Annotated in this window: 6 protein-coding genes; 2 read left to right on the forward strand and 4 right to left on the reverse strand. The window is 61.8% G+C overall.

Features of this window, described 5'->3' with window-relative positions; genetic code table 11:
• The 4 genes from HKN37_05355 to HKN37_05370 all read right to left on the reverse strand — a co-directional run.
• Positions 1-545 (reverse strand): ABC transporter ATP-binding protein (locus HKN37_05355; GenBank protein ID NNE46071.1); only part of this gene is annotated, 545 nt, incomplete at its 3' end.
• Positions 542-1,720 (reverse strand): glycosyltransferase family 4 protein, encoded by a 1,179-nt coding sequence (locus tag HKN37_05360; protein NNE46072.1) that lies wholly within the window; start codon positions 1,718-1,720, stop codon positions 542-544. The genes HKN37_05355 and HKN37_05360, both read right to left, overlap by 4 nt.
• Positions 1,717-2,952 carry a glycosyltransferase family 4 protein gene (locus tag HKN37_05365; protein NNE46073.1) on the reverse strand — a complete coding sequence of 412 codons (1,236 nt, stop codon included), beginning with the start codon at positions 2,950-2,952 and terminating at the stop codon, positions 1,717-1,719. Before HKN37_05365 ends, HKN37_05360 begins: the two co-directional genes overlap by 4 nt.
• 22 nt (positions 2,953-2,974) lie before the next feature.
• Positions 2,975-4,183 (reverse strand): glycosyltransferase, encoded by a 1,209-nt coding sequence (locus HKN37_05370; protein NNE46074.1) that lies wholly within the window; start codon positions 4,181-4,183, stop codon positions 2,975-2,977.
• Between the two features lie 172 nt (positions 4,184-4,355).
• Between HKN37_05370 and HKN37_05375 the strand changes: the two genes are divergently transcribed.
• Entirely contained in the window at positions 4,356-4,739 is a 384-nt protein-coding gene (locus tag HKN37_05375; GenBank protein ID NNE46075.1) for a hypothetical protein, read from the forward strand.
• A 114-nt stretch (positions 4,740-4,853) separates the two neighbouring features.
• Positions 4,854-6,266 (forward strand): C4-dicarboxylate ABC transporter, encoded by a 1,413-nt coding sequence (locus tag HKN37_05380; GenBank protein NNE46076.1) that lies wholly within the window; start codon positions 4,854-4,856, stop codon positions 6,264-6,266.
• Positions 6,267-6,492 lie beyond the last annotated feature (226 nt).

Consider the following 6,492-nt stretch of genomic DNA (forward strand, 5'->3'; position numbering starts at 1 on the left):
AGACGCCAGTTGACCCACATCATGAGTGACGCCATGACCACAACGATCAGCACGCTGGCCACGAGCGGCATCAGCGCCGTGGTTGTAACCTCTTTCAGTCGGCCGATATCGCCCGTCATGCGTACGATCAGATCGCCACGTCGCGCCGAGGTATGAAACGACAGGGACAGGCACTGGATGTGCTCGTAGAGATCCGCTCGGATCTGCGTCAGGGCTCGATTCCCGATCAGTGCGAATCCTACCTTGTTCGCATAGGTCGTTATGGCCCGTAGCGTCAGTATCACGACCAGCGCACCACCGGCCAGAGCGAGCAACGACAGTGGCGACAGGTCGGTCGTGGCACCACTGCCCGAACCCATGCCGAGCACCTCATCGAAGACGATCTTGATTGGCCACGGCTCGAGAGCCCGCAGCGCGACGCCTGCAAGCAGGGCCGTCATTGATCCGGCGATCAGCATCCTGTGCTGGCTCATATAGGGCCAGAAATGCCGGATCGTACGAAACAGACTCGGAATCGATTGTCGGACCGATACGGGGCGACTCATGCAATCACCTCCGAGGAGTCGACAGCGAGGCCGGCGATCTCAAGAATTCGATGACCCGCCGCGGACCACGTGTGTCTCGACACCGCCCGCTCCCGCGCCGTGCGCGACATAGAGGCCGCAAGTGCTCCGTCGCGATATAGTCGTTGAAGAGCACACGCGAGTTCGTCCGGTCGTCCGGGCCGAGTCAGAATGCCCGTCTCGCCGTCATCTACGATCTGCGGAATCTGACCCGTCGACGTGGCGACTACCGGCAGTCCGGCAGCCATGTATTCGAAGATCTTGAGCGGTGAGAAGTAGCAGTTCGTCTCCTGCGGGTACGGCCCGACCGCAACATCCATGGATGCAAGCCACCCGGGTACGTCGGCGTGAGAAACGGCCCCGGTGAAGTGTGCAGCATCGGACAGATCCGCGTCCGTGAGCGCCACTTCGACAGACGTGCGCTCCGGCCCATCACCTACGACAAGCAGCCTTGCTTCGGGCACGTCGCGTCTGAGTATCCGGAAGGCCTCGACGAGATCCTGAAGACCATGCCATGGTTTCAGGCTTCCGACGAAACCGACGGTGAACGCACCCGGCTTGCGGGGAAGCGTCGCCGTCGCATCCGGTCTGAATCTGCCGGGGTCGACACCGTTGGGGACCACGTGGATTTTGTGGGGCGAGCTGCACAGCGACTCCACATATTCCTTCACGCCATCCGACACGGCGACGATCGATGACGCCGCGTCAAATGCCATCCGAGAATTGTGCTCCGCCTCCGTTGCGTGCACAAGCTGCCGGTGGCGTTGCTGTTCGCCGATCAGCGGGGCGTTCACTTCCAGCACGCCGGGGATGGAGGCGCGCAGGGCGTATGTCATCCCTGCATGGCCGAAAAGTGCGTAGCGCTCGTAAACCAGATCGAACGGGCCGTCGCGTTCGAGCAGCAATTCCACCTCCCGGTTCAGCTCCACAAGTTGGAGCTCGCGATTCCTGTGGGTGCCGCCCGCAATTTCTGTCGGACGTACGACGACTTCACCGAATTCCGCCGGCGCCTCTCCGCCCGTGCGGGACGTGTATAGCGAGACCTCGGCCCCGGCCTCACGCAGAAAGAACCGTAGCATCTCCTGCACGTGGACGGAGCATCCCTTCGATCCGAAGACGGGCACGCCGGGATCTGACGAGACAAAGGCAACTCTCATGCGACCCTCCCCAGCGACAAAAGTCCGGGCGCCGTTGCAGGGTCGACCGCATTGGTGCGAAACAGCGACCGCATCTTCGCCGAGTTGCGCGTAATGTCGAACTCCGATTCGATGAGCGCCCGCGCCTTCGCCGCCAGTCGGCAGCTCAGATCCGCATTTTCGAGCAGCCTCGCCATCGCGTCTGCCAGACCGTTCGCATCGTGCTGCGCGACCATGAGACCGGTCTCACCGTGGCGCAGGACTTCCGGAATTCCCGTCACGTCCGTAGACACGCAGGGTGTTCCGAGCGCCATCGATTCGAGAAGGACCGTCGGAAGTCCGTCCTGGTTACCGTCGGATCCGACTACACACGGCGCTGCGAACACAGCCGATTCCTGAACGAGATCGATGACCTCGGTTCTCGGCCTGGGGCCAGCCAGCGTCACTACATCTCCAATATCCAGATCCCGGATCAACTGCTCGAGTGCCGGTTTCTGATCGCCGTCGCCAACGATCTGACATTCAAACGACGAGCCGGTGCGCTGCAATACGGCACACGCTCGTATCAGAACGTCGAACCCCTTCTTCTCGACGAGGCGGCCGATTCCGAGAATCTTCCGCCGTCTCTTCTGCGGTAGCGAGAAGCGAAACTCGTTGACGTCCAACCCATTATAGATGCGCCGGACACGCGAGGCGGCATGACCGTAGTGACGACCAAGGTAGCTACGATTGTAGTCGCTCACCGTCACGACCGAGTCCGCGTCCGTCAGTTTTTGCTCCAGGGCCACCGTATCCACGTCCTCGTGAAAGATATCTTTTGCGTGCGCCGTGAACGTGAACGGGATTCCCGAAATGCGACTCGCCAGCCGGGCCACATCGGCTGCCGACGTAGCGAAGTGGGCGTGCAAATGGGTAACACCCGCTTCGGTCGCCCGCTCCACGAGGTTTACCGCCTGGTACACGTCGCGGGCGTGCATTCTGCGACCGGCTGCGAGCTCTTCCCACATCCGGGGGAAGCGACTCGAAAGCCCTGCGATCCGGCTCCAGAATTCCGTTGTTCGACCGGGGGTGTCGAGATAACACACCGGCGCACGAACTTCAGACACGATGCTCTGAAAATGCGTATCGACCGACGGGCGCAAGGCGAAGATTGCCAGGTCGAGGCCCGCTCTCTCGTGGGCGAGTATCTCGTTGACGATGAACGTCTCCGAGTATCGTGGATAGCGTTTGACAACGTAGCCGACGGTTCCCATGGGATCAGAGTCTGGTGTGAGTTTATCCGGCGAGTGCGGTGTCGGCCTGGTATCGATCTACGAGATGCCGGAGGTTCTGTACGATTGCAGAGAGACCGTCCATATTGAGAGATGCGGGGGCACCGGTGTGAGTCTGATGCTCGGCACGCAGCCAGTCAGCGATGCGCTCGGGGCTCAGTTCGTCCGGATGAAGTAGGTCCACGAGTCCACGTTCGCTGAGAGCCGTGGCCCTCACGAGCTGCTCTTGCCGCGGCGACACGCGCGGCACGATGAGCGCGCGCTGACCCAGAGCGATCAACTCCATTACGGTGTTGTAGCCACCCATCGACACGATGCTTCGTGCACCGTGGTAAAGCGGTATCGGGTCAGGCACGAACCGTCGCACCGAAATCTCTGGATGCTCTGCAAGTCGGCGAGTTGCGGACTCTCCCATGAATGGTCCGGACAGAACCATCCCTGGCCGATGATCGACCGCGCATGCGTCCGCGAATACCGTAGCGAGCTCTTCTCCGTCGTGACCGCCGCCTACCACGCAGATATCCGGCTCCTCTCCTGCGCGAACCAGCGTGCTGTCCAACGGCTCGCGGTCCGCCAATGGATGCAGGTAACCGGTGAATCGAATGCTCCGCCGAATGTCCTCCGGAAAATCGTACTCGTTGGCCACGTCGTATACCTGCGGATCGCCATAGACCCAGACGGAATCGTAGAGATCTCGAATCGCCGCAAGGTTCTCGGGCTTCAGCCATTCCCGCTGGACGTTTTCGGGAGCATCCAGCACGTCCCGCAGACCCAGAACGGTATACGTATGTCCCCCGGAGCGGAGGGTGCGCAGCGATTTCTCCAGTTCGCCAACCGCCCCTCGCGGCACGTTGTCGACAATGAACGCGTCCGGTCTGAACGCCATGAGCGCAGCGTACAAGGTCTCCGACCGGAGCCGCACGAGACGCTCGAGGCCCACTTCAAGCCGACGCGGTCGGTAGTTCAGGTTATCGATTTTCGTGAGGGCGGGCAGGTGCAGCGTGTCGATGCCCTTTTCGACCGGGAACGAGCCGGCTTCGCGGATACCCGACAGGAGCAGAACGTTAGCCCCGAGATGCGCACGCAGCGCACGGGCGATGACAAGGTTTCGTCGAAAGTGACCAAGCCCGCATGTGTCGTGGGAATAGAGCGCAACTCGAAGACGCTCGCTCGTGCTGACCGCGACGCGGCTGACTCGGCGTTCGATACTCATGGGCACCAGACTCTGGGGTGGATGGAACCGTCGTAGGGGTGGCGACGGGTTGCGGACGGCCTACCCAAACGTTGTGCCAAACCCGGGAGGCAGTCGCACGCACGACTGAGGGCCTTCGGAAGTCGCTGTCCACCCTCACGCGCCCTGTACGTGTGCGCACCATGTGAACGATATGCGCACGAGTCCCGCGGCAGTGGAAAACGGGTATAGCCGTCAGAGGGAAAATCGACTGGCAAAGCAGATTCTTAAGGCAGGTCGGTCGGACTCTGCCGATTGGCCGGCGCGGCGCCACCGCCTTCCCGAACGGCTCGGTGCTGTGCGGAGGCCCCGCCACGTAGACCAGCTCGGCATCCTGCAGCGCTTCATCGATGTCGTAACCGGCACTGACGATCGTCGCGAAGCCCAAAATTTCGCCGTTGCCTGCTATGCCGTTCTCGCCTTCAACAACCGCGATGTTGTCCGGGAATTCCGGGGAATCGAACAGGTGCACGTCACGACCGTGTGCTGCACAATCGCACGCGACTGCCGTGCCGCCGGCTCCGGCTCCGAGAACTGAGACCTTCACTGGTTATCTTCCCTGGACCCTGCAGACGCCCCGGCCCCGATGCGAACTGTATCGGACGGACGGCCGAGAATTTGATTCGCAAATAGGAGATCCCGGACAAGACTAATGAACGACCCGTCCTGGTATTCGGTATTGCCGCCGCTGATCGCGATTGCCCTCGCGATCTGGAGCAAGGAGGTGATCCTGTCGCTCTTCGCGGGCATCTGGATGGGCTTCACGCTCCTCGCTGGATTCAACCCGCTCGCCGGACTCGTCGACGGCCTGGACGGTGTGATCAGCGTATTCTCCAACGCCGGTGATACCCGCGTCATTGTGTTTACCCTCCTGATAGGTCCGCTGATAGGGACGATCGAACACTCCGGAGGCGTCCGAGGCTTCGTGCACTACCTGGAGACCCGGCGCTGGGTACACAACGGGTTTCGCGCGCAGATACTGGCCTGGGCCACGGGCCTCGTGATCTTCGTCGAGTCGAGCATCACGCTGCTGGTAGCCGGATCGGTGAGCCGGCCGCTGTTCGACCGGTACCGGGTCTCTCGCGAGAAACTGGCTTACCTGATCGACGCCACGTCCGCCCCCGTGTGCGTCATGATTCCACTGAATGCCTGGGGTGCGTTCATCATCAGCCTTGTCGCCTCGACAGGCGTCGAAGATCCGCTGCCGACCTTCATCGCGGCGATCCCGCTCAACCTGTATGCCATCGCCGCGATTCTGCTGGCCGCCGTCGTCATCTGGAAAGGCATCAATCTCGGGCCAATGAAGAAGGCCGAAGAAAGAACCCGCGGTGGCGACCTCCTCTGGCCGGGATCGGTACCGCTGGTCGATGTCTCGGCCGAGCAGCAGCACGCTGACGGGGAAGAAATCCCCTCGGCCTGGTTCATGGGGCTGCCGATCATCGCCATGATCGTCATGATGCCGGTTTCGCTCTACATCACCGGTAGCGGCAATATCACAGAAGGCGAGGGCTCGGTGGCGGTCCTCTGGGCGGTCTCCACGGCGATCGCAGTCGCCTGGGTCATGACGCTCCTCAAGGGAAACACTTCGATCGCCGAACTCATGAAGGTCTTCATGAAAGGCGCCGGCGATCTATTACCCATCGGCATGATTCTGTTGCTCGCGCTTGCGCTCGGCGACGTTGCGATCGAGCTCGGCACCGGAGTCTACGTGGCGAACCTCGTCAGCGGAAACATCGCGCCCGTGCTCCTGGCGCCACTCGTCTTTCTCGTCTCCGCCTTCATCGCGTTCTCGGTGGGCTCGAGCTGGGGCACGTTCGCCATCATGATTCCGATTGCGGTGCCTATCGCGATGACGCTCGGCCTCTCAGTGCCTCTCATGCTGGCGGCCGCTCTTTCGGGCGGAATCTTCGGCGATCACGCCTCGCCGATCAGCGACACGACCGTGCTGGCCTCCATGGCCTCTGCGACCGACCACATCGACCACGTTCGGACCCAGCTTCCGTATGCGCTGGTTGCGGCGGCGATCGCGACGGTCGGTTTCCTTGTCGTTGGATGGATAGGCTAGCGGTTTGGCACGACAAGATCCAGCCAGTGCGGCTCAGCGGACTAGACAACGTCCGGCGGACAGATCGTCCTCAGAACGCACCGCTTCCCTGCAGGTCAGAGAAGACGTCGACGTCCGCTGCTGGACCTTCGACCTTAACCACCTTTCGCTCACATCGAAAGAGTGGCGTCGGTCACGGACCCGGCGTCGGTCATCGACAGCGGTAGCGCCCCAGACGCCCATATCC

The organism is Rhodothermales bacterium, from assembly GCA_013002345.1.
GTDB lineage: Bacteria > Bacteroidota > Rhodothermia > Rhodothermales > JABDKH01 > JABDKH01.